Annotated in this window: 22 protein-coding genes; 18 read left to right on the top strand and 4 right to left on the bottom strand. The window is 65.3% G+C overall.

What is annotated here, in order from left to right; genetic code table 11:
* Nucleotides 1-153 precede the first annotated feature (153 nt).
* Nucleotides 154-2,175 carry an acetyl/propionyl/methylcrotonyl-CoA carboxylase subunit alpha gene (locus W930_RS0111105; RefSeq protein ID WP_023872900.1) on the top strand — a complete coding sequence of 674 codons (2,022 nt, stop codon included), beginning with the start codon at nucleotides 154-156 and terminating at the stop codon, nucleotides 2,173-2,175.
* 89 nt (nucleotides 2,176-2,264) lie between these two features.
* Here the strand turns inward: W930_RS0111105 and W930_RS0111100 are convergent, their stop codons facing one another.
* On the bottom strand, nucleotides 2,265-3,068 hold the full coding sequence (locus W930_RS0111100; RefSeq protein WP_023872898.1) for a helix-turn-helix domain-containing protein: 804 nt from the start codon (nucleotides 3,066-3,068) through the stop codon (nucleotides 2,265-2,267).
* 206 nt (nucleotides 3,069-3,274) lie between these two features.
* Here W930_RS0111100 and W930_RS0111095 point away from each other — a divergent pair, with 206 nt between their 5' ends.
* The 6 genes from W930_RS0111095 to W930_RS29585 all read left to right on the top strand — a co-directional run bounded on the left by W930_RS0111095 (nucleotide 3,275) and on the right by W930_RS29585 (nucleotide 10,407).
* Nucleotides 3,275-4,405, top strand: coding sequence for an NAD(P)-dependent oxidoreductase (locus W930_RS0111095; RefSeq protein WP_330220682.1), 1,131 nt, complete (start codon nucleotides 3,275-3,277; stop codon nucleotides 4,403-4,405).
* A 214-nt stretch (nucleotides 4,406-4,619) separates the two neighbouring features.
* The gene (locus W930_RS0111090; RefSeq protein ID WP_024788576.1) at nucleotides 4,620-5,843 is read left to right on the top strand and encodes a porin; all 1,224 of its coding nucleotides are present in this window, start codon (nucleotides 4,620-4,622) and stop codon (nucleotides 5,841-5,843) included.
* A 1,085-nt stretch (nucleotides 5,844-6,928) separates the two neighbouring features.
* Nucleotides 6,929-7,174 carry a hypothetical protein gene (locus tag W930_RS0111085; RefSeq protein ID WP_023597914.1) on the top strand — a complete coding sequence of 82 codons (246 nt, stop codon included), beginning with the start codon at nucleotides 6,929-6,931 and terminating at the stop codon, nucleotides 7,172-7,174.
* Nucleotides 7,175-7,576: 402 nt separating this feature from the next.
* The gene (locus W930_RS27030) at nucleotides 7,577-8,500 is read left to right on the top strand and encodes a DMT family transporter (protein WP_023872893.1); all 924 of its coding nucleotides are present in this window, start codon (nucleotides 7,577-7,579) and stop codon (nucleotides 8,498-8,500) included.
* A gap of 165 nt (nucleotides 8,501-8,665) precedes the next feature.
* Nucleotides 8,666-9,427: a helix-turn-helix domain-containing protein gene (locus W930_RS31135; protein WP_369798651.1), complete on the top strand. Its 762-nt coding sequence runs from the start codon at nucleotides 8,666-8,668 to the stop codon at nucleotides 9,425-9,427.
* Between the two features lie 593 nt (nucleotides 9,428-10,020).
* Nucleotides 10,021-10,407, top strand: a complete 387-nt coding sequence (locus W930_RS29585) for a helix-turn-helix domain-containing protein (RefSeq protein WP_023597917.1) — start codon at nucleotides 10,021-10,023, stop codon at nucleotides 10,405-10,407.
* 85 nt (nucleotides 10,408-10,492) lie between these two features.
* Here W930_RS29585 and W930_RS0111060 read toward each other — a convergent pair whose 3' ends face one another.
* Nucleotides 10,493-11,329 carry an alpha/beta fold hydrolase gene (locus tag W930_RS0111060; protein ID WP_023597918.1) on the bottom strand — a complete coding sequence of 279 codons (837 nt, stop codon included), beginning with the start codon at nucleotides 11,327-11,329 and terminating at the stop codon, nucleotides 10,493-10,495.
* Nucleotides 11,330-11,506: 177 nt separating this feature from the next.
* Here W930_RS0111060 and W930_RS0111055 point away from each other — a divergent pair, with 177 nt between their 5' ends.
* From W930_RS0111055 to W930_RS30440, 11 genes are all read left to right on the top strand, one after another.
* A complete protein-coding gene (locus tag W930_RS0111055) occupies nucleotides 11,507-12,058 on the top strand; it encodes a YaeQ family protein (RefSeq protein ID WP_023597919.1) in 552 nt (183 codons plus the stop codon).
* 359 nt (nucleotides 12,059-12,417) lie between these two features.
* Nucleotides 12,418-13,362: a glyoxylate/hydroxypyruvate reductase A gene (locus tag W930_RS0111050; protein ID WP_023872891.1), complete on the top strand. Its 945-nt coding sequence runs from the start codon at nucleotides 12,418-12,420 to the stop codon at nucleotides 13,360-13,362.
* Between the two features lie 49 nt (nucleotides 13,363-13,411).
* A complete protein-coding gene (locus tag W930_RS0111045; RefSeq protein WP_028730985.1) occupies nucleotides 13,412-14,341 on the top strand; it encodes a hydroxymethylglutaryl-CoA lyase in 930 nt (309 codons plus the stop codon).
* A 56-nt stretch (nucleotides 14,342-14,397) separates the two neighbouring features.
* On the top strand, nucleotides 14,398-14,916 hold the full coding sequence (locus W930_RS0111040; protein ID WP_023872888.1) for a YbaK/EbsC family protein: 519 nt from the start codon (nucleotides 14,398-14,400) through the stop codon (nucleotides 14,914-14,916).
* Between the two features lie 108 nt (nucleotides 14,917-15,024).
* Nucleotides 15,025-15,462, top strand: coding sequence for a thioesterase family protein (locus W930_RS0111035; protein ID WP_023597923.1), 438 nt, complete (start codon nucleotides 15,025-15,027; stop codon nucleotides 15,460-15,462).
* Nucleotides 15,463-15,483: 21 nt separating this feature from the next.
* Nucleotides 15,484-15,726 carry a DUF1289 domain-containing protein gene (locus W930_RS29580; RefSeq protein WP_072619074.1) on the top strand — a complete coding sequence of 81 codons (243 nt, stop codon included), beginning with the start codon at nucleotides 15,484-15,486 and terminating at the stop codon, nucleotides 15,724-15,726.
* Between the two features lie 34 nt (nucleotides 15,727-15,760).
* A complete protein-coding gene (locus W930_RS0111020) occupies nucleotides 15,761-16,192 on the top strand; it encodes a MaoC family dehydratase (protein ID WP_024788575.1) in 432 nt (143 codons plus the stop codon).
* A 64-nt stretch (nucleotides 16,193-16,256) separates the two neighbouring features.
* A complete protein-coding gene (locus W930_RS0111015) occupies nucleotides 16,257-17,180 on the top strand; it encodes an MBL fold metallo-hydrolase (RefSeq protein WP_023597924.1) in 924 nt (307 codons plus the stop codon).
* Between the two features lie 408 nt (nucleotides 17,181-17,588).
* Nucleotides 17,589-18,536: a nitronate monooxygenase family protein gene (locus tag W930_RS0111010; protein WP_023597925.1), complete on the top strand. Its 948-nt coding sequence runs from the start codon at nucleotides 17,589-17,591 to the stop codon at nucleotides 18,534-18,536.
* A gap of 232 nt (nucleotides 18,537-18,768) precedes the next feature.
* The gene (locus tag W930_RS0111005) at nucleotides 18,769-20,895 is read left to right on the top strand and encodes a hypothetical protein (protein ID WP_161782798.1); all 2,127 of its coding nucleotides are present in this window, start codon (nucleotides 18,769-18,771) and stop codon (nucleotides 20,893-20,895) included.
* Between the two features lie 70 nt (nucleotides 20,896-20,965).
* Nucleotides 20,966-23,200 carry a hypothetical protein gene (locus W930_RS30440; protein WP_023872882.1) on the top strand — a complete coding sequence of 745 codons (2,235 nt, stop codon included), beginning with the start codon at nucleotides 20,966-20,968 and terminating at the stop codon, nucleotides 23,198-23,200.
* Between the two features lie 99 nt (nucleotides 23,201-23,299).
* On the opposite strand, the gene W930_RS0110995 is transcribed toward W930_RS30440, so the two are convergent.
* Nucleotides 23,300-24,148: a 3-hydroxybutyryl-CoA dehydrogenase gene (locus tag W930_RS0110995; RefSeq protein WP_023597928.1), complete on the bottom strand. Its 849-nt coding sequence runs from the start codon at nucleotides 24,146-24,148 to the stop codon at nucleotides 23,300-23,302.
* Between the two features lie 245 nt (nucleotides 24,149-24,393).
* Nucleotides 24,394-25,434, bottom strand: a complete 1,041-nt coding sequence (locus tag W930_RS0110990) for a porin (RefSeq protein ID WP_023597929.1) — start codon at nucleotides 25,432-25,434, stop codon at nucleotides 24,394-24,396.
* Between the last annotated feature and the right edge of the window lie 428 nt (nucleotides 25,435-25,862).

The raw sequence follows: 25,862 nt of genomic DNA, 5'->3' as shown, positions 1-25,862 counted from the left end.
TCATGCGCCGCAACGGCGGTGAGATCGCGAAGACGATCCGCCGTGGCGGCGAAGCTGCACAGCAATAAAGACGGGTGCGCATGCATCGTTGCTTCGTCACAAGCGGGGCAATGGCGTGGGCACCGCCCCAATCGATCATTTTCCGGAGGCAATATGTTCGACAAGATCCTCATCGCCAATCGTGGCGAAATCGCCTGCCGCGTGGCAGCCACCGCCGCGAGGCTGGGCATTCGCACCGTGGCCGTCTATTCCGATGCCGATGCGCACGCCAAGCATGTGGCCGTATGCGACGAAGCCGTGCACGTCGGCGGGGCCGCCGCACGCGACAGCTATCTGCGTATCGAAGCCATCATCGACGCCGCCAAGGCCACGGGCGCGCAGGCGATCCATCCGGGGTACGGCTTCCTGTCCGAGAACGAGGCCTTCGCGGCCGCGTGCCAGGCGGCAGGCATCGTCTTCATCGGCCCGCCGGTGGGCGCCATCCGGGCCATGGGCAGCAAGAGCGCCGCGAAGACGCTCATGGAAGGCGCGGCGGTGCCACTCGTTCCGGGCTATCACGGCGACAACCAGGACACGGCGTTCCTGCACGCGCGCGCCGACGAGATCGGCTACCCGGTATTGCTCAAGGCCAGCGCCGGCGGCGGCGGCAAGGGCATGCGCGTGGTCGAGCACAGCGACGCGTTTCGCGCCGCACTCGCGTCCTGCCAGCGTGAGGCGTCGAGCAGCTTCGGAGACGAACGCGTGCTGGTGGAGAAGTACCTGACGCGTCCGCGTCACATCGAAATTCAGGTGTTCGCCGACACCCATGGCAACTGCGTGTATCTCTTCGAGCGCGACTGCTCGGTGCAGCGCCGTCACCAGAAGGTGCTGGAGGAGGCGCCCGCGCCAGGCATGACCGAAGGGCGCCGCCGCGCGATGGGCGAAGCGGCGTGCAATGCCGCGCGCGCCGTGGGCTATGTCGGTGCGGGCACGGTCGAATTCATCGCCAATCAGGACGGCTCGTTCTACTTCATGGAGATGAACACCCGCCTGCAGGTCGAACACCCGGTCACGGAGATGATCACCGGCCTCGATCTCGTGGAGTGGCAACTGCGCGTGGCGGCCGGAGAAGTGCTGCCGCGCAAGCAGGATGAACTGCGCATTCACGGTCATGCGCTCGAGGCGCGGATCTATGCGGAGAATCCCGACAACAACTTCCTGCCGTCGACCGGCACGCTCTCGACGCTGCGTCCGCCCGCGTCGGTGCAGTTCGAGATCGGCAGCGGCGCCACCCCGGCCGCCGTGCGCATCGATTCGGGCGTGCGCGAAGGCGATACGATCTCGCCGTTCTACGATCCGATGATCGCCAAGCTCATCGTGTGGGGCCAGGACCGCGACGAAGCGCTCGCCCGCATGCGCCGCGCCCTCGGGCAGTACCGCGTGGTCGGCGTGCAGACGAACATCGCGTTCCTCGGGCGTCTGGTCGCCAGCGAGCCGTTTGCCGGCGCCGACCTGGACACCGGTCTGATCGAGCGGCACCGCGATACGCTGTTCCCGGCAGCCGCCGCGGCGCCGGCAACGGCGTTGGCGCTGGCCGTGGCCGCGCAGCTCTCGCGCGAGACGGTGACCGGACGTCGCAAATATCAGGACAGCATCGACCACCATTCGCCGTGGCAACTCGCCACCGGCTGGCGCTTGAATGGCGACTACCAGCGCACCATGTCCTTCGATCATGGCGAGACGCGTCGCGATGTCGTGCTCACGAGCGGCGCGCAGGCGAGCACGCTCACGGTCGACGGCCAGACCTACCCGTACCGCTATGCCCACGACGGCGGCGTGTATCGCGTGACGCTGGGCGAGCGGCGCGTGCAGGGCCACGTCGATTTCGAACAGGAAACGGCACACGTGTTCGCCGACGGTCAGTCGTGGACGTTGCGCTGGCACGACCCGCTGGCCCAGGCCGGCGGGCACGAAGGCGGCGAAGGCCGCCTGACCGCGCCGATGCCGGGCAAGGTCATCGCCGTGCTCGCGCAGGTCGGCGCGAAGGTCGAGAAGGGTGCGCCGCTGCTCGTGATGGAAGCGATGAAGATGGAGCACACCATCAGTGCCCCCGCCGACGGCGAGATCGAGGAAGTGCTGTACGCGGTGGGCGATCAGGTGCCCGAAGGCGCGCAATTGCTCGCGTTCAAGCGGTGAAGGTCACGTCGTGGCGTGCGGGCGGTGCGCTCGCGGCAGCCACGACAGGGATGCGGCGTGGGTGGAGCGTGGGTGGCACGTGGATGGGTTCAGACGGCCTCGCCCGCGTTCTCCCCACGAATCGTCCGGCGCCGGAATTGCTCGGGCGTGAGCCCCGATTCGCGAGCGAACATTTCGATGAACGCCGAAGGCGTGGCATAGCCGAGATCGAATGCGATCGACTTCACGGTTCGGCCTGCCTCAAGCCCCTGGATGGCGCGCATGAACCGCATGCGCTGCCGCCACTGACCCAGTGTCATCCCAAGCTCCGTCAGGCAATGACGCGCCAGCGTACGCTCCGTCATGGACATCGTTCGCGCCCATTGCGCGAGCGTGCGATTGTCGCCCGGTTCGCCCTGCAGCGCGTCGAGCACGCGAATCAGCGACGGTGAGCGCGCCTGTGGCAGGAAGCGCGGCTCGGCCGGCGCCAGCGCCAATTGATCGACCAGCACATGTGCGAGCCGCCGATCCGCTTCGGTCTGCGGGCACGCCACCCCGCGCTCCGCGAAGTCCGACAGAATCGCGCGCAGCAGGCCGCTCATCCGCAACGTCGCCGCCGTGGCCGGAAGCGCCGCAGCAAGTGAAGCGTCGATATAGACGGAGCGATAAACCACCGCGTGCGCGTTGAAGCTGGCGTGTGCCGCCTTCGGCGGAATCCAAACCGCGTATTGCGGCGGCGACAGAAAGCGCGCGCCCTCGATCTCCAACTGCATCACGCCGTTGGCAACGTAATTCAATTGGCCCCAATCGTGGCGATGCGGCACCCACGCCGTTTGCGCCGCGAACTCGTCGTAGCGGAAGTAAACCGGATATGGCAACGTCTTGAAGCTCGGCCAGTTGTTGCGAACGGTCATGACGGGGTCGGAGCGATGTAGATTGGAAAAATTCCGCGAGCTCGGCACATTCGCGGCGCTCGCGGCGGCAATTGGCACGATCGGCACAGTTCGCACAATCGAGGCCTGCCGGCGGCAGGCCCCCGGCAAGCGCGGACGACACGCGTGCGTCGCGCGCCGCGCCTCGCGACACGCCATAGCCCGCATCTTACCGCCGCCCCGCCGGCATGCCAGGGACACGCGAAGGCGTCGGCTGCGCCGGGGGCGACACCGCACGATGGCGGGTCGATACCTGCACAGAATCGACGCCCGCCGCCTATCACGAAATTCACCTCCCATTGTCTTCTCTGCGGCAACGCGCGTTCGGTGTCATGCTGTCGCTCACGCAGCCAACTCAGGACGGGCGCTCCTCTTGCGCAACGTCCTTCTCCGGCGCGGCAACGACACTTTTGACATCGGGAGCATTGATGAACATCGGATTTCTGGGGCTTGGCACCATGGGCGCCCCCATGGCTCGCAATCTGGTCAGGGCGGGCTTCTCCGTGCGTGTGTGGAACCGCTCGCACGGCCCCGTCGACGCCCTGAGCGCCGAGGGCGCCACGCCGGCGTCGAGTGCCGCGCAGGCCGCGCACGGCGTCGACGTGCTCATCGCCATGCTGGCCGACGACGACACCACGCGCACCGTGCTGCTCGACGGCGGTGCGCTGAATGTCCTGACACGCAATGCCATCGTGGTGAACATGGCTACCGTATCGCTCGATTTCGCGCGCGAAATGCGTTCGACGTGCGAGTCGCTCGGCTTGCGCTACGTCGCCGCGCCCGTGCTCGGCCGCGTGAACGTCGCCGAGGCCGGCAAGCTCAACATCCTGGCGGCGGGCGACGCCGCCGCGCTCGAGGGTGTGCAGCCGATATTCGATGTGCTCGGACAACGCACCTGGCGGTTCGGCGACGTGCCTGAGCAGGCCAACGTCGTGAAGCTCGGTGCGAATTTCATGATCGCGAGCGCCATCGAAGCCATGAGCGAAGCGGCCGCGCTCGCCGAGGGTCATGGGGTGTCCGGCGCCGATTTCCTCGACATGATCACGAGCACGGTCTTCGCGACTCCCGCATACACCGGCTACGGTGGCGCCATCGCCCGACAGGTCTTCGAACCGGCCGGCTTCAAGCTTTCGCTCGGCGCCAAGGACGTGCGTCTGGCGCTGCTCGCTGGCGAGGCGGCAAACGTGCCGATGCCATTCGGCAGCGTGTTGCGCGACAACCATCTGGACAGCCTGGCGCATGGCGAAGGGCATCTCGACTGGGCGGCCCTGTCGCGTGTGGCCGCGCGGCGCGCGGGCCACGTGAAAGCGACGGATTGACGTTGGACGCCCTCCTTTGTCAGCGGCGCCGCGAATTGCGGCGTTCTGCCGAAATGAGCGAGGACGGTTCCTAGAAAATTCGACAGCGACCTCGGAGGACGGTCGCTGTCATGTGGATTTCACCGCTTTCGGAATTTTCATAAGGAATCCGAATAGGTGATCGGAAATATTCTCGGTGTCGATTTCAACCATGCGCGGCAAAGCGCTCGACATCATGAACCAACGTCCACACTCGAACACCGGCCTGCGCGCCCTTGCGCTCGCCGCGGCACTCACGGCGCTCGGCCTGCCGGCCGGCGCCAACGCGCAAAGCAACGTCACGCTCTATGGCACGATCGATTCCGGATTCGTGCACGCCAATCACACGGCGACCGACAATGGCGCGCAACCGCTCTCCGGGATCACCAGCAACATCATCGGCGGCAGTCGCTGGGGTCTGCGCGGCACGGAGTCGCTGGGTCGCGGCCTCACCGCACTGTGGCAGATCGAGAGCGGGTTCAACGGGGTCAACGGCGCACTCGGCAACGGTGGCCTGGCATTCGGCCGCAAGGCGATCATCGGCTTGCGCGGCAACGAATGGGGCGAAGTCACGATCGGCCGGCAATACGACCCCGTGGTCAATCTCGTGCAGGGCCTGACCGCCGATGGCTACTTCGGCGGCTTCTTCGCCACGCCGGGGGACGTCGACAACTACGACAACGGTGCGCGCATCAACAATTCGATCCGATATGCCACGCCGAATTTCGGCGGCCTGCAGTTCGAAGGCATGTATGCGACGGGAGGTGTCGCGGGGAAGACAGGCGCGGGGCGCTCGTTCGGCCTCGCGGGTGCCTACAGCAATGGGCCGGTTGCCCTCGCGGCAGGTTACTTCTTCGCGGATGGCGGCTATCAGCGTGAACGGTTGGCCGGCGATGCGCCGGATGCGCCGGCGACCGGGCCTCGTGAGTGGGCGGGCAGCGCCGGCTCGTTGTTCAACTCGCCGATCAACGATGGTTTCCGCACGGCCAGCAAGGTACGCATCGCGCGCGCCGGGGCGAAGTATGCCGTCGGTCCGGCAATCTTCGGCGTCTCGCTGTCCAACGCCCAGTATTCGAGCGACGCGCTTTCCACGTTCCGTGGCGTGGCGAAGTTCGATACCGTCAACGCCTTCGCCACGTATGCGTTGACGCCCGCGCTCAACACCGGCATCGGCTATAGCTACACGCGCATGCGCGCGGATGGCGTGGGCGCCCACTACAACCAGTTCAACGCAGGGGTGACGTACGCCCTGTCCAAGCGTACATCGACGTACGTCATCGGCGGCTATCAACAGGCGGTCGGCACGACGCTCCGTCAGGGACGAACGGTGGAGGCGAATGCGTCGGTCGGTTCGTATGGGATCGACGCGGGTGCGCGCACTCAGTTGCTCCTGGGCATGGGACTGAAGCACACGTTCTGATCCCACCGAGTCATCGACGAAGTCGGCCCGAATGCGTGAATCCATGCGGGTTCGGGTCGATTTTTTCGTGCTTTGGAAGATCTATGTTTCAAACGAACGTTTGGAATCTTGAGGACGTTTCGTCTAAAAAAAGACACCAATCTTCAATTTAAGGGTTTACCCCATTAGGGATTCTTATTAGAATTCGTTTCCATTGAAGTTCGTTGCAGACGCAACCAGCGGCATTCACGCCTTTTGATTTCCCTCCGAATTCGATGCGCGCCGACGGGAGGTTGCGCAGCCGCCATTCAGGGGAGAAGGTCCGTGATTCTCGTTAGTTGGTTGTGTGTCGCTATCGTCGCCATCGGTATTTCGGCGGCAAGGGTACGGTACCTGCATCGTCGGGCAACGCGCACGGCGGCGGCAAGCCACGTTGACCGGGTCTTGCGCTATCGCCGCAGTCACCGCCGCACGCCGTGCCCCCGCGTCCAGTTCAAGGACGCCGCGTAGGTCGAGGTCGTCTCGCAGTAGAAGTCGCAGCTCCGCTTCATCCGCAATCGCAGTTCAGCAAGTCGCAGTTTCCGTCGTTCCAGGTCTGCATCGCTGTACGCGCATCACCGGCAGCCCTGAGTTTCAAAGGTCTTGCATCACCGCAACATAGAAGTCACGTTATTGAAGTCGGATAACGTCGGTTGTCGAAGTGAATCCAAACATCCCCTGCAGTTGGCAGTTGTTCATCGTTGCTGTTCGTAGTTGCTGTTCGTAGTTGCTGTTCGTAGTTGCTGTTCGTAGTTGCTGTTCGTAGTTGCTGTTCGCAGTACTCATGCTGTATTCCGGCGCTGGTCAGATGGCCGGATGGAGAGTCATCCCTCCCTGCTGTTACGAGGCATCGCTCTCACGCGTCAGAGCCGTACCGCCGCCCGCTTGTCAGGCGGCGGATCGCGCGCCCACAGCCTCGTATTGCCCACGCGTTACCCCAAAACTCCGATGCCGCTCACGTATCGCGCTATCGGATCACGCTCGCCTGCGTTATCGCGTGGGTGCTTGGCGTGCGCGTCACCCGCGCGACAGACCCGATGCGTTGAACAAAGAGAAGACTTCCAGACATGAATACCGACCCAGAGCGCATCACCGTCACTCTCACCTTGCACCCGAACGACCTGAAACAGCTCGACAACGCCTGCCAGCGCGTGGGCATGAACCGGGAAGATTTCTGTGTGCTCGCCACGCACCTCGAAGGTGCCCGTGTGCTCAACGGTGAGGGCCTCGCCGCCCTGGCTCGTCCCTTCGGCTTCGCTGCCGCACTACCTGCCGCTTTGCGCGGCGCACTCAATCGTCTGTGCGCTCGCTAAGCGCCGCCGGCATCGACGTCGAGTCCGAAATTCCTTATCGTTTGTCCGAAATTCGCTATACGACATCTCCCGATCGGACGGACAATTCGATGCAAGACGAGAAGGACTGAACGAACCGACTCGCTTGTCGAATCCCCTTCAGGCCCATGGAAGCGCGCCCGCCAGGAACGCCATGGCAACGGCTGACGACGGTAAGACGATGCCCAGGTTCGCGTCGCGGTCCGGTTCACCGAGTGATTCCCCACGCCCTTCGAATCGGCCGCGGGTTCACGCGCCAGCCGGAAACGACACGTGAGGGCGGCTCCGGAACTTGTCCGCGGCTCGCCGGCGTGTCGAACGCCCCGAACACGTCGCCCCTCTGAATCGCCGGTCGTCCGATCGACCGGTACACCAATCCGATCCATGTTCAATTTCATCCTGCCGTTGACCGCCGTACTGATCTGGTCGGCCAACGTCATCGTCAACAAGCTGTCCGTCGGCCACATCTTCCCCGCCGAGATTGCCTTTCTGCGCTGGCTCGCAGCCGGACTCCTCCTCACGCCACTCGCCTTGCCGGGACTCTGGCGCGCGCGCGGCCAGTTTGCACGGCATATGGCGCAGTACGCCACGCTCGGCGTGCTCGGCATGGCCATCTACCAGGGACTCGCCTATTCCGCGGCGCATTACACCAGTGCCACCAACATGGGAATCATCCTCGCGCTGCTGCCGCTCACCACGCTGGCGCTCGCCGTGATGGTGCTTGGCGACGCCCTCACCGCCGGCGCGCTCGCGGGCGGCCTGCTTTCGATCGTTGGTGTGCTGCTCGTCGTGGGACACGGCTCCCTCATGCATCTCGCCGATCAGGGTATCGGCATCGGGGACGTCATGATGTTCGGGGCCATGTTCGCCTATGCGATCTACTGCGTGCTCCTGCGCAGGTGGCAGCTCCCGCTGGCACCGTTGCCCTCGCTGTACGCGCAGATTCTCTTCGCCATCGTGGCGCTTCTACCCTTCTACCTCGTTTCGGAGAAGGCCGGGGTGTCGATGGACAACCTCCCACAACTGGCTTTTGCCACGATTCCCGTCTCGATTGCCGCTCCCTTCATCTGGATGATCGGCGTGGCCCGCATTGGTCCGCGACGCGCCACCGCCGTCATCAACCTGGTCCCGATTCTCACCGCGCTGATCGCGGCATTCGGCCTCGGCGAACATCTGGCGGCCTACCACCTCCTCGGTGGCGCACTCATTCTGACGGGCGTCGCGATCGGCGAAAACTGGCATCTGCCAATTCGCAAAGCCCGCGAACCGCTGCCGGCGATGCAGGATGAATTGGGAAGTGTCCGATAACTTCTGCGCATTTGGCGTCGCCCACTCTTTATAGAGGCCCGCCTGTAACGCATGGGAAGGAGAGCGATATAACGTCGCAACGCACGGGGGGATTGATTACGCTGTGTGACTCGTCAACGGAGTCCCGCCATGCAAACGAATCCTCTCGCGCTGTTCGGAGACCATTTGGCCCGCTTGCGCAAGGCGCGCGGTTGGTCGCAGGAGAAACTGGCGCTCGAGAGCGGTCTGGCACGCTCGTACGTCAGCGGTATCGAGCGAGGCCGACGCAACGTCGCGCTCGTCAACATATGCGTGCTGGCAGACACGCTCGGTGTGCCCACCTCGGAAATGCTGCGTTTCGCGCAGGCCAGCGCCACGACGCAAGACGCTGCCGCGACATCCGAGCGCACGCCGCTGCCGCAAATCAGCCGTTCGCTGTGCAAACTCGAGAACCGAGACCAAATCTGGCTCGCCGAAATCATTCGAAGCCTGAGCTCCCGGCTCAGCCATGCAAGCCCGGCCCCTGACATTGGGGCGCACTCCGCCATCGCACAGCCTTCGGTTGGGCCGGCCGGCGCGAGCCTCCAAAACGACCATCGAGCCGGCATTCGAACGAGTGCCGAAGACGCCTGTGGCATCAGGGCGGCCGAGATGACTGGAGAGGTCGGAGAGACTGAAGCGGTTGAAGTGCCCGATGTAGCCGATGTGCCCGATGTGCCCGATGTCGCTGAGACAGATATGGCGGTAGACAACCCCGAGCGGCCGGAATATCCATCTCCCGAGACACGCCGCCCGATACCCGGCCACGACGTGCGCTGCGCGGCCGTCGATCCGGGATTCGATGCTCGCTCGCCCGTCACACCGCAATTTGCAGCATCCGGCACCGCGCCGAAGGCCCCTGGCGCCCATGAAGACTCGCGGCATTTTCCCATCAGCGACGACGAGTGAGCGAACTTCACGGAATTGATTCTTAGGACATCGCGCAAAGTCCGCGACATTTCTCGCACGGGTTTGCGCGGTGGTCCGTCTAGTAAGAGTAACCAACCGACCTATCAAATCTGACCGTTGAAGCCCGTCGGGGGCGGCGCGCCGCGATACCGCCGCGCATCGCCCCGGTGACGGATACGCCCAGACGGCACAGGAAACCCGGCAGGTTGCCGTCTACCGCAAATCTTCGCGTTCCGACATCACTTCCCGCTCGCTCAGTCGACATCAAGTGACATCCCAGCGCGCAACCTTTCAGAATCCCGGCTCTACGTCATCCGGCGCGTCCGGTGTCACACTGCGCGGCTCCGGTTGACCGGCATGCGGCAACGTCCGGCTCGGCATCGTCTCCTTAACCACGGGATGTAGATACGCGAGCTGGCGTCGCCGATACCGTTGGCGAGTCCCCTTTCGTTGAGTCTTCTCCGAAAGTCCACGAATTATCCATGTGACCGCCCCGGTAGTTCGTGCCTCGCAAACGCGGGATACCCGAGGCACCTCCCCCAATGCCGGATTTTTGTTTCAATCTTCTCGTCCCTAACAAGGAAAACTTTTTTATGGACACCAACTTATTCCGATTCGGCAGGCACCTCGCCGGCTTGCGCAAGAAATACAACTGGGCGCAGGACAAGCTCGCACTCGAAAGCGGTCTGGCGCGCTCCTATCTGAGCGGCGTCGAGCGTGGCAAGCGGAATATCTCGCTGCGCAACATCTGCATTCTGGCCGACACCCTGGGACTGCCTCCGCATGAGTTGCTGGCCTTCGACACGTCGAACGGCGTGGCGGCCGATGCGGGCGCCGCCGGCTTGTCCGTCCCATGCGATCCGTATCCGTCGCTGAATCGGGCCATGCAGAAGCTGTCGGATCGCGACCAGGCGTGGATGGCCGATCTGGTGCGCACGCTGAGCCTGCGACTGGGCCACGGCATGTTGCGCGATGAATGACGCGAGAGCGGCCGTCGGGCGCGACGTCGGCGATGTCGGCGATATCACGCATCCGCGTCGGCGCACAGGCGGCGCGCAGCGGGCGTCAGTCGTTGCCGAGGAAGGCGTCGACGGCGCGGTGAAAGGAAATGGGGTTGGCGAGGTTCATGCCGTGTGAGGCGTCCTGAATCACCATGCGGCGCGCCTCCGGCATGGCGGCCGCAAGCGCGTTGAGCACCTCGGGATACGGCGCGGGACTGTGCGCGCCGGCCATGAGCAATACCGGCACATGCAGCGCGCCCAGCGCGTCGATGGGCAGCGGCGTGCGTGGCTCGGCGACCTGACCGATCAGCGTGCGCGCGTTGTCGCGCACCATCTGCTTGAACCAGGGCACCATGCGGCGCCAGGTGTCGGGGCCGCTCACGGCGTCGATGAAGATTGCCAGCCCTGCGTCGACATCGCCGTTCTCGATCGCCGCCAGCGCCCGCTCGCGGAAGTTGCCACGTTCACTGTCGAGGGATACCTGCACCGGGCCGCCGCTGATCTCAACACCCGGATCGGCCAGAATCAGCGAGCGCACGGTATCCGGCGCCAGGAGCGCAGTTCGCAGCGCGACGTAGCCGCCGCGCGAATGGCCGAGCACGTGGACCGGACCAACGCCCAGCGCCGTAATGAACGCCGCAAGATCCTCCGCGTGTTGCTCGCCGGAAAAGATGCCCTCATGGCCGTCCCAGGCCTCGGGCCAGTAATGGCGCAGGCTCACCGAGATGACGCGTCGCCGCTGTCCGAGCGGCGCCATGTTCGGTTTGAAGTAGCGACAATCGCACAGCGATCCGTGCACCAGCACGAGGGGTGCGCCGACGGCGTCGGCAGGAGCGGGCGATTCAACGTACGCCATCGGATAGCCGTTGACGTCGATCGTTTGCGGTGCGGGAACCGGCATGGGGGACACATCAGTGAGACGGGTCGCCAGTATACCGAGCTTGCCTGCGCCTTGCTGCAACGCGCCAGAGCGGACGACACGTCCCGATCACGGTTCCCGGGGCCGGCACTCCCGCCGGAGCGCCGCACCCGCCTGGTGTATGCTTGCGACTCTCTTCATTCCTGCGGTTTTCCCGGTATGGCACTCAAAGCCACCATCTATAAGGCCGAGGTGCAAATCACCGACCTCGACCGACACTACTACGCTTCCCACAGCCTGACGATCGCCCGTCATCCGTCCGAGACCGATGAGCGCATGATGGTACGCGTGCTCGCCTTCATGCTCTATGCCGGCGAGCGCCTCTCGTTCGGCAAGGGAATCTCCACGGCCGACGAACCCGACCTCTGGGAGCACGATTTCGGCAACGATATCGTGCGCTGGATCGACGTCGGTCAGCCGGACGCACGCCGCCTCGTCAAGGCCGCCGGCCGCGCCGAACATGTCGACGTGATCACCTATGGCGGCAAACCCGCCGCGATCTGGTGGCAGGCCACCGAAAAGGAAATCCACCGCCTGTCGAACCTCACGGTGCGGATGCTCGACGACGCCTCGGCACAAGCGCTCACGGCACTCGCCTCGCGCACGATGCGCCTTCAATGCACGATCCAGGACGGCGAAGTCTGGATCGCGGACGACAACCACAACTTCGCGGTCAATCTCAGCACCTTGCGTTCGGCGGCGAACGACTGAGCCCGCCTGCGGCCCGCTGGCGGGTGCCGACACGGCGCTTGCCGCAATCCCGCTTCCCCGGCGCGGGTATGGAAGTCGTACAAGGCGCGGCGTCCGATCGTTCCGGTACCCGGCCCGTGCACTTCGGTGTGCGCCGGATCCGTCGCCCCCAACCGTGGCGCGCCGCCCTGCGCCAATGCCCGCCGGCCCACAAGCTGCGTTACACTTGACGTTAACGTAAATCGAGTAAACGCGACTTCGCCGGTCCGCCCGCCGCGCCCGTCCGCATACGACCGTATTCGTTCGTACGCGGCGGGTTTTGCGTTGTGCGTCTTCCGGCTTCGCGACGCCTCGTCCCTATCAGCGTCTGCCCGCAACTCATGGATATTCTTGTTTTCTCCCCGGACGGCAAGACCGCCGCCTACGAGACCGGCCTCGCCGAGCACCTTCCCCGGGCGACGATTCGCGCCTGGCAGTCTGGCGACACGGCGCCGGCCGATTACGTGGTGCTCTGGAAGCCGAATGCCGAGGTACTGCAGCCTCGCGAGCGCCTGAAGGCGATCTTCAACATGGGCGCGGGCGTGGATGGCGTGCTCGGCACGCGTGGCGAAGGCGCGCACCGCCTGCCGCCGGGTGTGCCGCTCGTGCGCCTGGAGGACGCGGGCATGGCCGACCAGATGGCGCAATACGTCGGTGCCGCCGCGCTGCGCTACTTCCGCCGTCTCGATGAATTCGACGCCCAGCAGGCGCAGGGGCAATGGAAATTTCAGAAGCCCAACCGCCTCGCCGATTTTCCGGTCGCGGTGCTCGGCTATGGCACGCTTGGCGCCCACGTCGCGCGAGCGCTCAAGCAATTCGGCTTCCCGGTGCGCGCGTGGAGCCGCAGTCCGCGAAGCGATGACGGCGGCGTCGCGCTGCACCATGGCGACGCGGGTTTCGACGCCTGCGTGAGCGGCGCGCGCATCCTCGTCAACCTGCTGCCGCTCACACCGCAGACCGTCGACGTGCTCAATGCCGCCCTGTTCGCGAAACTCGCGCCGGGCGCCTTCCTGATCAACGTGGCGCGCGGCGCACATCTGGTCGAAGCCGACCTGCTGGCCGCGCTGGCGAGCGGACAGATTGCCGCGGCCACGCTCGACGTGTTCCGCACCGAACCGTTGCCCGCCGACCATCCGTTCTGGCGCACGCCGCGCGTGACGATCACACCGCATATTTCAGCGATGACGTTGCGCGACGAGACCGTCGCACAAATCGCCGGCAAGATCGCTGCGCTCGAGCGCGGCGAGGCCATCACCGGCATCGTCGATCTGACGCGTGGCTACTGAGCCACTGCCCGCCAGCATCGTCACCCGACATCCTCCGAGGAGACAACTCATGTCCGCATCCCCTTTGCCGCAGCGTGTGAAAGTGGTCGAAGTCGGCCCCCGCGACGGTCTGCAGAACGAAAAGCAGCCCGTACCGACCGACGTCAAGATCGCCCTCATCGATCGACTCTCGGCCGCCGGCTTCGCCAATATCGAGGCCACCTCATTCGTCTCGCCGAAATGGGTGCCGCAGATGGCCGACGGCGCCGAGGTCATGGCGGGCATCGCGCGGCGTCCGGGCACGATCTATTCCGTGCTCACGCCGAACATGCGGGGGTTCGAAGGCGCCGTGGCGGCAAAGGCCGATGAAGTGGTGATCTTTGCGGCGGCGAGCGAAGCGTTCTCGCAACGCAACATCAACTGCTCCATCGAGGAGAGCATCGCGCGCTTCGAACCGGTTGCACGCGCGGCGAAAGACGCCGGACTGCGTCTGCGCGGCAGCATCTCGTGCGCGCTTGGCTGCCCCTATCAGGGCGAGGTCCCGGTCGCGAGCGTGGTCGACGTGGTCAAACGCCTCGCCGCGCTCGGCTGCGACGAGATCGACATTGCCGACACCATCGGCGTGGGCACGCCGTCACGCACTCGCGAAGTCATGGAGGCCTGCGCCCGAGTCTTCCCGATCGAGCGCCTCTCCGGGCACTTCCACGACACCTACGGTCAGGCGACGGCCAACATCTACGCCGCGCTGCTCTCCGGCATCTCGATCTTCCACTCGTCCGTGGCCGGACTGGGCGGCTGTCCGTATGCCAAGGGAGCGACGGGCAACGTGGCGACCGAGGACGTGCTGTACCTGCTGCATGGCCTGGGCATCGCCACGGGGATCGACCTCGACGCCGTGGTGCGCACCGGCGACTTCATCTCGCAGGCGATCGGACGGCCGAACGCTTCGCGTGTGGGTCGCGCACTTCTGGCGAAGATGCAGGACACCGCCGCCGCCTGAAGCATCGCACCAGGCGCCCATCGCCGCGAGAGTGGCGTAACGACATGAACACGACCATGAGCGACACCCCCCGCATTCCCGAACCCGCCCAGGAACAGACCCTGCCCGAAGGCGCGCGTCACGTGGCGCGACTGCTCGCCGGCATGGGCCACGATCAACCCATCGTGCTGCTGCCCGAGACCGGCAAGACGTCGGCCGAAGCCGCCGCCGGCCTGGGCTGCGAAGTGGCGCAGATCGCCAAGTCGATCATCTTTCGCCGTGCCGCCGACGACACGCCGGTGCTGGTCATCGCCAGCGGCATCAATCGCGTGGACGAGAAGAAAGTCGCGGCACAGGTGGGCGAGCTCGCCCGCGCCGACGCGCGCTTCGTCAAGGAGAAAACCGGCTATTCGATCGGCGGGGTGAGCCCGATCGGGCACGTGGTCGCACCGGTCACGCTGATCGACGAAGACCTGCTCAAGCTCGCCAGCCTCTGGGCCGCCGCCGGTCACCCGCACGCCGTGTTCAACCTCACGCCGCAGCAGCTCGTGGCGATGACGGGCGCGCCGGTCGTGGACGTGGCGCTGCGCAGTTGAACCGTTCGCGCCAGCGAAAGTGAATACGGCACCGGGTGGCGCGCATGCGTGTCGTTGCCTTCGGTCACGCATGCGCCGGCACCCCAAACCTTAACGAGGAGACACGCCATGCCGAGTCCCGAACTGGTTCCGGGCCTGACGTTCGAATGGACGTATCGCGTGCCGCGCAAGGCCGTCGTGCCCGAACTGTACGACGACGTCGAACTCTGCCGCGACATGCCCGCAGTGCTCGCCACGGGGTATCTCGCGGGCATTCTCGAATGCGCCTGCCTGCAGGCGATTCGACCGTACCTCGACTGGCCGCGCGAACAGTCGCTCGGCACGCTGGTCTCGTTCACGCACCTGGCGGCCACGCCCGCGGGCGATACGTTGCGCATCCGGGGCACGCTCGTCGATGTCGCCGGGCGCACGCTGCGCTTCGAAGTCGAAGCGTGGGACGGGCTCGACAAGGTCAGCGCCGGCACCCACGAGCGCGTGATCGTCGACGAGGCACGCTTCCAGGGCAAGCTGCGCGAAAAAGCCGCGCGGCTCGGCCTTTCCGTGTAGTCACCTTCTGCCTGTCACGTCATGCTCCCACTCGCCTCGCCCGTTCCATCGCCCTGCACCAACATCTGCCGGATGAACCCGGCGACGGGCTGGTGCTCGGGTTGCTGGCGCACGCTCGCGGAAATCGCCGCGTGGTCCACCATGGCCGACGATGACAAACGCCACGTCTGGTCGCTGCTGCCCTCGCGACGCGCCGAGCACGAGGAGCCGCCGGTGCAACATCGTCGCGTGATCGCGGACGACCCCGGCGCGGGCAGCACCTGACGCGCTCCGACGCACCACTTTTTCATTACCGCATATGGGAAAAATCGTTGCCGTTGGCGAGACCTTCTCCGCCACCCATCATTTCTCGCCCGATTCGATCCGCGAGTTTTCCACGCTGGCGTGCGACCTCAATCCGCTGCACCACGATGCCGATTACGCCGCGGCCGATCCGCGTTTCGGCGGGTTGATCTCGTCGGGCACGCAGCAGATGTCGTACCTCGCCGCGTTGCTCGCCACGCACTACTCCAGGACGGCTCAGCCGCTCGGACTGGAATTCGACATGAAGCTGCGCCGTGCCGTGCACGCGGGCGACGACGTCACGGTGCGCTGGACCGTCACCGACAGCCTGTGGAAGGAGAAACTGGCGGGCGACATCGTGTCGCTCGAGGGCGAGGCCGTCAATCAGCGCGGCGAGACCGTGATCGCGGCCACGGCCAAGATCCTCGTGTCCGCCAGGCCGACGTGAATCGCCGGTACAGCGCACGCACGCTCCCCGGTCGCACCGCCTTGTCAACTCACGAGATACGCCCATGACCTCGCTTGCCCTGCCCGCCGGGATGCGCGTGTTCGAGCGCGGCTGGCTCTCATCGAACAATGTCCTGTTCCTTGGCGACGAACCGACGCTCGTCGACAGCGGCTACGTATCGCACGCGGCGCAAACGGTGGCGCTCGTGGCCCACGCGCTGCCCGAGGGACAGCCGCTCGCGCGGCTCGTCAACACGCATCTGCATTCGGACCATTGCGGCGGGAATGCCGCGCTCCAGGCGCACTACGGATGCCGCACCTGGGTACCTGCCGCCGAAGCCGATCCGGTCCGCCATTGGGACGAGCGCCGACTGTCGTTCGAAGCCACCGGCCAGCAATGCACGCGCTTCACCTTCGACGAGACGCTCTCGCCGGGTGACGCCATCACGCTAGGCGACCACGAATGGCTGGTACTCGGCGCGCCGGGGCACGACCCCCACGCGCTGATGCTCTATAACGCCGCGCACGGCATTCTGATTTCGGGCGATGCTCTCTGGGAGCGCGGCTTCGGCGTGATCTTTCCGGAACTCGACGGAGCGTCGGGCTTTGCCGAACAGGCGGCGGTACTCGATCTCATCGAGCAACTCGACGTTTCCATTGTGATTCCCGGACACGGCAAGCCGTTTGCCGATATCGACGGCGCACTGGCCGCGTCGCGCGCACGCCTTGCGTATCTTCAGGCCGACCCGGCGCGCAACGCACGCAACGCGCTCAAGGTGCTGATCGTGTTCCGGCTGATGGCCGACGGCAGCATGGCGGGCGCCACGCTCAAGGCAACAATGGATACGGCAAGCGCCTGGCGCAACGCGGCGGCAATGCTCGCGCCGCCATCGGGCTGGCCGGCGCTGCTCGATACGCTCGTGGCCGACCTTGCGAAGGCCGGGGCCGTGCGCTTCGACGCCGAGACCGACACGCTGTTCGCCGTCTGACGGGACCTGGCGCGTCATGCAAAAAACAACGCCGCTTGCCTGAGTCGACAAGCGGCGTTTGAGGACGTGACGTGCCGGACGAACGCTGCGGTCGCTAACGCCGCGTTCGCCTTGCGACCTCCTGCTGCCAAGGACGCCCGACACGCAATTTCATCCTACTCGGCCCGCGGGTTCGGGCTCAAGGGGACTTTCCCTGATGCGGCCAGTGGCACCTCGCGAACCCGATGCGGAACCGAAGCTTTCCTCAATTGCGCGTCAACCGGGCAGCCGGCAATTCCCCCTATAATCGAACGATCGTTCGCGAAATCGCGAGATCGCAAATTCGCGAATTCGACACGTGACCGACGTTCGGACACGGCGCAACAGCGCCACGGCCGCCGGTACGGGCGTTCTGCTCAAGGAGACTTCATGGCCCTTCCCGAGATTCTGCAAAACCTGGCGTTGCCCGTCGTGGCGTCGCCGATGTTCATCGTCAGCTACCCGGAGCTCGTGCTGGCGCAGTGCAAGGCCGGCATCGTCGGCTCGTTCCCCGCGCTCAATGCGCGCGAGCCGCAGATTCTCGAGGACTGGCTCTCGCGCATTGGCGAGGAGTTGGCGTCGTTCAAGGCCGCGAACCCGGATGCCGTGGTCGGACCGCTGGCCGTCAACCAGATCGTGCATCAGTCGAACCAGCGGCTCGAACATGATGTGCGCGTGTGCGTTGAGCATCGCGTGCCGATCTTCATCACCAGTCTGCGCGCGCCGCCCAAGGAAGTGCTCGATGCGGTCCACAGCTACGGCGGCATCGTGCTGCATGACGTGATCAATCTGCGTCATGCGAACAAGGCGCTCGAGGCGGGCGTGGACGGGCTGATCCTCGTCGCCGCCGGCGCGGGCGGGCATGCGGGCACGCTCTCGCCATTCGCGCTCGTCGGAGAAGTACGCAAGATCTTCGACGGACCGATCGTGCTGTCGGGCTCGATCGCCAACGGCGGTTCGATCCTCGCCGCGCAGGCCATGGGTGCCGACCTCGCCTACATTGGCACGCGCTTCATCGCCTCGTCCGAAGCCAATGCGAGCGACGCCTACAAACAGGCCATCGTCGACGCCAGCGCGAACGACATCATCTATTCGAACCTTTTCACGGGTGTCTCGGGCAACTACATCCGGCAGAGCATTGTGAACGCCGGCCTCGATCCGGAGAACCTGCCCACGGCCGACAAGAGCACGATGAACTTCTCGAAGGCGAAGGCATGGAAGGACATCTGGGGTGCCGGTCAGGGCGTCGGGCTGATGGACGACGTTCGGCCCGCGGCCGAGATCGTCGCGCGTCTGAAGCAGGAGTACAACGACACGCGCAAGCGCCTGTCTCTCTGACGATTCGCGAGGATCTCCCGGACGAGCCGTCGAAGGGCCGCCCGCGGCCGACGCGCGCTGCGGGTGTGCTCCGCGCCCGGGTGAACGGCTCCGGCAAAAGCGACAACGTCCACTGCCAAAGCGCAAGCGCCGCCACGGGCGTCAATGGCAATCTCCCTCCTTCCGGGCTACGGGACGCCTGCGTGTCAACCACGCCTGCTGATGTCCCGCCCCGTTCTCTGGAGGCAATCCCATGGCGCTTTCCTCGCATCGACGCGCAATCCGTTGCGCACCGAGCTATGCACCGCCACGGCTCGATACTCGAGGCACCCGCAATCCTCACCTCACCCACCAATTCCCTCGCCGGTTTCGCGCCGCACGCGTCGGACGCCGCAACCTGACATTCGACGCTCCGTCACGTGATGCCGCCGCAGCCATACCCCCTCTTGCTCGTACGCAAAGGCCAACCGCGGTTTGCGCCGCATCCACGATATTCGCCGTAGCGCTGGTCGCCAATCTCGCCGCCGCTTCCGCCCGCGCCACCCCCGCTGTGCCCGCCGGCATTGACCGTCCGGCGCTCGGCGAACGCGCGAGCGACGACGTCCTTCCGGCAAGGGCCAATGCCTTCGGACACATCGACATCGACGTCGCGCCGATCCACGCCCCTGTCATCAAGACCGACTATCCCGTATCCGATGTGCTGCGCGCGCTGGCTTCCGCAGACGCGCCGTTTCGAAATCTCGGGAAAACGCTCGGCGACGCTTATGCGGTGCTGAGCGGCAACGATGTGGCGCCACGTACACGACAGACGATCATGCAGGTGGGCGCATTCATGGATCTTGCGACCGGGCTCGTTCCGGCGGTACAACGTATGCGCGTCGGCGCACAGGTCGCGGATGTCAGTGCCGACGCCGTCGAACACAACCACGTCGACACCGATGGCATTACAGGGATCGTCCAGGTTGCCGATCCCCGTGCGATGAGCGCGGGCGCGTCCCGACAGACAGGGCGCGGCGCCCTGCCCGCCCCCCACCGTGTTGCGGCACGCCCGGACGCGCTCCCGGATTCGCGATCGGATGTGGTGCGGGCCGCGCCGGCGGAGCGGCGTGACGCAGTCGGCGCAACACGAGACGCGCGGCCGCACGTCGGGAACACACCCGGCGTCGATGCGGACACGCCCTTTCGCATCGCGGGCGAACACGAGCATCTGAGCGGCTACGCGCAAGCGCTTCCCCCCGGTGTTGCACCGGGCACCCCGCGCCAGCGTCTGATACTCGCGGCCGGACGCTACTACCTCGCAGGCGAAGCAGGCTACTACCACGCTACACGAGGACGCAGCGCCGACCATTGGCTTGTCGAAGCCCCCAGAGGCGCGGACCGCCGCGCCCCCGTCCCCGTGCACTACGACGCCGACACCGGACAGTGGCGCGCCGAAGCACCACTGCGACTGTGCGGCGGTGGCTGCGCGCCGAGCCGCGAAGCCACGCCCGACAGCATCGCGCTCGACCATGATCGCGTCGCATCCGCCCTCGCCCATCTCCCGGACGAAATCATACGCGAGGGCATTCAGCGCGCCTTTGCCGACCTGAGCCTGTTGCATCTCACCCGCAGCAACCGGCCCGACCTGCACATGATGCGAGACAACTCGATCGTCGATCACCGTGCGGCCTTGCGCGCGGCAATGAAGCACATCAAGCCCGGCGCATCGCTGGTCAGGCAGCAGCAGGCAGCCTCCCTGATTACCGCGATGCATTACTACTGGCATCCCGACGCGGAAGCCTTCTGCCAGGAGAACGCCGAAATCCTCTTTCACTACCTGCTCGTCAACGATGTCCCCATCGATCGAATTCGCATGATCACGATTCAACCCAAGAATCGCCCGCCGCATGTTCTCGTGCTTTATACGGAATCCGAAACGTTGATTCCACTGCTCGATGCGGCGACGCCGCAGCCTCCCGTCGGCGCTCGTCCTGACGGCATTCGGGACGGCGTCTTTGCGCGGGAAATCTACGAATCGCGCGACACCACCTTGTTGCTGGATCCCTGGAGTCACGCACGCGCGACCTCGTTCTTCCACGCCAATCACGCGATCAGCCTCGTCGAGACACTCGATGCGGCATTCGTCGACATCGGTCATCGCCCGGGCAGCGATTACACCGTTTCGATCACACGCCCGCTAGGGACGCCCCGGGCAAGCGTCGTCAGCTTGTCGGGTGGCGACAACCGGGAGACGCAGGGCAGTTGGGACAGCCTGGAAAGCGACAGGAGATCCGGCCATCCGGACGGCTCAGGCAGCTCGGGAAGTGGGAGCAGCCTCTCCGGAGGCTCGTCAGCCCCGGCGGCGCGAGACAGCGGCAGGGAGGGCGCCATTCTCCCTTGACGCTCCCGCCATGCCCTGACTCACTGACTCCCTGACTCCCCCATCGATTTCATCGGAGACGGATCGCCAAATGCATTCGACCACACACGCTCGTGCCATCGCCCCAGCGCCCCGCTACGACGCGCGGTTCGCCCACCATCGGACACCCACCGCCTTCGAATTTCGCGGTACCTTCCGGCACGCGCGTGCAGCGCACGCCGCACGGGACATCAACGACACGCATCGAAGCCGGCCCGCCGCGCGCGATGCGTTCTGGCCTGTCGCATTCTCGGTGCTGCTGGCTGCCAACCTCGCGACACCGGCGACGTCCGCATTGCCACCGAGTGATCGTCGTGTCCGGCACGACAACAACGAGGACTACGGGCATGGCACTGCGACGATGCGGCTAGGCACGTCAGCGCCGACATCGAACCTCACGGCGATGCCATTGCCTGATCAGGTCATCGTGCGGCCGGTGACGCGCACTGCCATCAAATCCGGCTACGCGATGCTCGACATACTCAAGGCAGTCGCCGCGGCGCGCTCGCCGTTCCTGAACACCGGCGAATCGCTCGCCGACGTGTACGAAATCGCCAGCGGGCAGCCGGTTGCCCCGGATTTTCGCCGCATGCTGCGCGCGCTGACGGGCACGCTCGATACCGCCACGGGCATCGTTCCCGACGTTCAGGCATTGCGAATGCCCGCCGAGATCGCCGACATCGCCGCCGACCGGATCAAGGGCCGCGCGCTCGACACGAGCCGTCTGAGCGGCGTGCTGCAATTCGCCTCGCCACGTGGGCAGGCCATGCATGACGTACCTGAGTGGCGCGATGCGCCTGTATTGCCGGATCGCGACGCCCCCGGATCTCCGGCGTTCGACGCTGCCATCGCAAGCGATGCCGCACCGGGCCGCCTCACCGAATCGCGCGCCGCGCCCGAGCGCGATCGCGCCGGCTACGACACCGCGCCAGACAGCTTTGCGGAAGTCTCCGGCCTCGACATCGCATTGCATGATGAGCCCGCGAGCCCCCGATTCATTCAGGATGAGCGGCGACACCTCTCAGGCTATGCACAAACCTTGCCCGAACGTTGGCGGCCCAAGGACGAAACGGCTCGACTCTTCGTCGCGGGTGGCCACCACTACCTTCGGGGCGAGGCCGGGGATTACCGCATCACACGCGGATTCAGCGACGATCACTGGCTCGTCGACGCGCCTCGCCGAAACCAGGCGCAGGTGCCGGTGACGTTCGACCCTGCCACCGGGCGGTGGCAGGCACACGCCCCCCTGCGGCTATGTGGCGGCGGATGCGGCCCGAGCCGTCCGATGACGCCCGACAGCATCACAAGCAGCTACGAAGACATCTTCGCCGCCACGCGGCACCTGCCCGACGAGTCCGCGCAGGAGGCGATCCAGAATGCGTTCGCCGACGTCGGTCGGTTGCGCCTGTTGCGCTCGAATCGCGAAGATCTTCGCGACTTGCGCGACAACTCGATCGTCGACCACCGGGCCGCGCTGAGCGTTGCGATGAAGGACATCAACCGCGGTGCGTCGTTAAGAAAGCAACAGCGCCAGGCCGCGGAAGCCACCGCGATGTATTACTACTCACGGCCGTTCGCGGAGGCGTTCTGCCAGGAGAACGCGGAAGTCCTGTTTTATTTCCTGCTTCAGGACGGCGTCGATCAGGACAATCTGCGCATGATCACCGTGCAGCCAAAAGGTCGGGCGCCGCACGTCATGGTGCTCTACTCGGAGTCACGGGAGTTCATCGACATCCTCGACCGGTCGACGCCGCAGCCCAAAGCGCCGCTGCGTGAAGATGGCGTCACGTCGTCGCAGTTCGCCTGGGGCGCCTATCTGGCGCGCGACACCACCGTACTGCTTGACCCCTGGAGCCGGTACAAAGCGATTTCGTTTGCGCGTGCCGACACGCCGCAGGACGCAGTCGATATTCTCGACAGCGCATTCGCCGAGATCGGACACCGCACCGGATACCCGTACACCGTGTCGGTCACCCGGCCGCTCGCGGCGCGGCGTCACGCGGTGATCGGGCAGACGAGCAGCAGCACCAGCCTCGGCAGTGCGGCAAGCGCGCGCAGTTCGAACAGCGCGAAACCGGAGAAAGGTGAAAGACGCTGGTCAGGCGCATCCGGCAGCACCGGCGGATCCGGTGCGTCGGGTGCATGGGGCGCATCGGGTGCGTCCGCAGCATTCAATGCGTTTGCACCGTCGAGCGCACGCCACACGCCGCATGCCTCTCATGTGCGACGATCACCCGACGCCGCGCGGCCGCTATCGCCTGTCGCCGAAGCTTCATCCGCAGGCTAACGCTGCGCGCGGAGATCGCGAACACGCGGGTCCGGCGCGGCAATATGCGCGCCGGACCCGCACGTCGGCGGTACGTTTCAACCGGAACCGCGAGGACAGTCAGTACGTGTAGACACCGCGCCCGGTCTTGCGGCCCAGATAGCCCGCCGCCACCATCTCCTTGAGCAGGGGGCAGGGACGATACTTCGAATCGGCGAACTGCTCGTAGTAGACGTTCATCACCGACAGACAGACGTCGAGCCCGATCATGTCGGCCAGTGCCAGCGGGCCGATCGGGTGGTTGCAGCCGAGCTTCATGCCCTCGTCGATTTCCTCGGGCGAGGCCAGGTTCTCGGCCAGCACGAAGAAAGCCTCGTTGATCATCGGCACGAGAATCCGGTTCACCACGAAGCCCGGCGCGTTCTTCACCGTGATCGGCGACTTGCCGAGGGCACGCGCGAGCGCATCGACGCGGGCGTGCGTGTCGTCGCTCGTCTGCAGGCCGCGAATGATTTCCACCAGCGCCATGAGCGGCACCGGGTTGAAGAAGTGCATCCCGATGAACGACTCGGGCCGTGCGAGCACGGCGGCAAGCTGGGTGATCGAGATCGACGACGTGTTCGAGGCGAGGATCGCGCCTTCCTTCGCGATGCCGTCGAGCTGCTTGAGAATCTTGACCTTCAAGTCGAAATTTTCGGTAGCGGCCTCGATCAGGATGTCGGCATCGGCCAGCGACGCGTAGTCGGTCGACGGGGTAATGCGGGCGAGCGCGGCGTCCTTGTCGGCGGCGGTGATCTTGTCCTTCTTGATCAGGCGCTCGAGGCTGCCGGCAATCGTCGTCATGCCCTTCTGGACCGCGGCGTCGCTGATGTCGACCATCGTCACCGGCAGCCCGGCCACCGCACAGGCCTGTGCGATGCCGTTGCCCATGGTGCCTGCACCGATGATGCCTACGTGTTGAATCGTCATGTCGTCTCTGCTCCGGTTGTGCGGGAAGGTGGCGAAAATACCGTCTTTGCGCGGTGCACAAATCATAGCGCGCAGACGCCGGATCGGTGACACATGGAACCGCTGTGCGAAACGACGGGCACGGATCGTCCACGATGCGACGCGCGGAATTGACGCCCCAAAACAAAGGGGGCAGACGCGCGCGGCGTTTGCCCCCTCCGGATCGGTTCGACGGCGCGCCTGTCGGACAGGCGCGCCGCGTGGCCTCAGAACTTCATGCGCACGCCACCACCGAAGGTGTCGCCGCCCGAGAGCGAGCTTACCTTGTCGTTCATGTACGCAGCGTAGATGTCGGTACGCTTGGACAGGTTGTAGTCGTAGCCGAGCGCCCACGTCTTGCGGTTCACGTTGCTCGCGCCCGAGCTCTTCGTGTACGCATACGAGGCGAGCACCTTGCCGTTGCCCAGCGGTACCGACACGCCAAGCTGACCGCCGTTCTCCGACACGCCGCCGCCGGTGATGTTGTTTCGGATGTACTGGTACTGACCGAAGAACTTCACGACCTGCAGGTCATAGGTCGCGCCGAGTTGCACGGCCTGCTGGCTTCGGAAGCCCGCCATGCCGGCCATGTCGTCCGGCTGCGAATCGAACTTCACCTGCTGGTAGGCCACCGTCGCCGCGAACGGACCGTTGAAGTACAGCGCCGAGGCGCTCCACTTGTTCTGTCCGGTTTCGCCGGCCTTGTTGCCGAACGCATACGACACGCTGCCCGACAGGCCCTTGAAGTTCGGCGTGGTGTACATCACGGCGTTGCTCCAGCCGGAATCGCCAACGATACCCTGACCAGCCTGGCCGATGAACGTGTGGAACACCATCGGGCTGAAGGTGTACGAATCGACGAACGGGTTGAACAGAATCGTCGACACGAAATACGAGGTGGTCAGGCGCCCCATCGTGACCGTACCGGCGGTGTCCGACGACAGGCCAACGTAGGCGTTGCGCGAGAACATCGTATCGCCCTGGAAGCGGCCGTACTGGCCGTTCTGCGGACGGAAGAAGTCTTCCAGCACGAATACCGCCTTGAGGCCGCCGCCCAGGTCCTCACTGCCCTTCATGCCCCAGTACGAGGTCGACATGCCGCCCCCGCCCTGCGTCCAGGCACGATCGCCGCCCGGATTCTTGACCGCCCCCATCCAGGCGTCGACCTGACCGTACAGCGTGACGTTCGATTGTGCGAATGCCGGTGCGCTCACACACGCGCCCAATACGAGTGCCCCACCGATGCCCTTGGCCATGCTCCGCTTCATTGACTTCTCCTTGGTTTATGTCTTTTGTGTGCCGGTTTGCCCGCCCGACGCGGGACCTGCTGGCGCCCGTCGAGAAGCGCCTCCCTGATAAACGGCCGTGATTCTCGCACAGCCCCGCCATGCGCAGAAAGGCCGGAACCGCACCGAAAAATCTGCCGTATGCGATGGCTGGGAAATGGTGGGGAGACAAAAATCGGCCGAACACCCGCGCCACAATTAATCCCGGTATAACGAAATCGATATGGTGCTTGCGTCAGCAGGTTAGCAAACGCTCACATTCGCGGAAATTAGCGAGAATGGCGGGCCATGAACATGCCCGAATTGAAGACGCGGATGGGGATGACGCGGCGCATCCAATGTTGCACATGTGCAACATCCGGTGCATGGGCGAGGCTGGAGAGGGGGATACGCCCCGCGCCTCGATCATG

Source organism: Pandoraea sp. E26 (genome assembly GCF_000681415.1).
In the GTDB taxonomy this organism is placed as follows: Bacteria; Pseudomonadota; Gammaproteobacteria; order Burkholderiales; family Burkholderiaceae; genus Pandoraea; species Pandoraea pnomenusa.
This window is presented reverse-complemented; position numbering and strand designations above follow the sequence as displayed.